Raw genomic sequence first — 764 nt, 5'->3', positions numbered from 1 at the left:
GCCGACGCGGCTCGGATGACCGGCCAGGCCGCGGCGTTCGCCTCCACCCGCCGTGCCGAGGCGATCGCGGTCGCGCAGGCGGCGGTGAAGGCGGCGGACGAGACGGTGGCACTCGCGGCCGACGTCGTCGACGAGGAGACGCTGGCCCAGCTGGACGACGCGGTCGCCGAGCTGAACGACCTGATCGCCGTGGCTCCGGCCACCGCGGCTGACGACGACGGTGCATCTGCGACGGCTGAGCCTTCCCCGGCCGGAGCGCCGGCCTCGTCCGACGAGGTCGAGCCCTCGGGCACGCCCGAGCCGACCCCTGTCGGGGACGACGCGGCGCCGTCCTTCGAGGTCGATCTCGACGAGGCCGAGAAGGGCCTGGACGACCTGAGTGCGACCCTGCGCTCCCCGGCGCCCTCCCGCGGCGCGGTCATGCGGTCGGAGATCCCCGCCGACGTGACTCCGAGCCCCCTGGCCCTCCTGGCACAGCTGGACATCGAGGTCAGCGACCAGATGCTGGAGGTCGCGCAACGGGTGATCGACCTGTCCGAGGAGCTGGAGGCGACGGCCACGGAGGCGATCGCCGAGGCCGAGGCGCAGGCCGCGATCGCCGCGGAGCGTGACCGCAAGATCCGGGTGGCCGACTCCTCACCGAACGGACGCATCCCGCAGGACGTGCTGTGCGGGGTGGACTTCGCCCCCGCCGCTCTGCTGCGCTGCGACGCCGCCGAGGCGTTGGAGGAGCTGAACCAGGCCTACCGTGCGCACTTCGGCAA

Annotated in this window: 1 pseudogene; it reads left to right on the top strand. The window is 73.7% G+C overall.

From position 1 onward, the window contains the following. Positions 1-15: 15 nt before the first annotated feature. Positions 16-764: pseudogene (locus N869_RS15690) on the top strand (hypothetical protein); the annotation flags it as partial.

The organism is Cellulomonas bogoriensis 69B4 = DSM 16987, from assembly GCF_000767165.1.
GTDB classification, from domain to species: Bacteria; Actinomycetota; Actinomycetes; order Actinomycetales; family Cellulomonadaceae; genus Actinotalea; species Actinotalea bogoriensis.
Note: the sequence above shows the minus strand (reverse complement) of the source record. Positions and strands in the feature narration are given on the sequence as shown.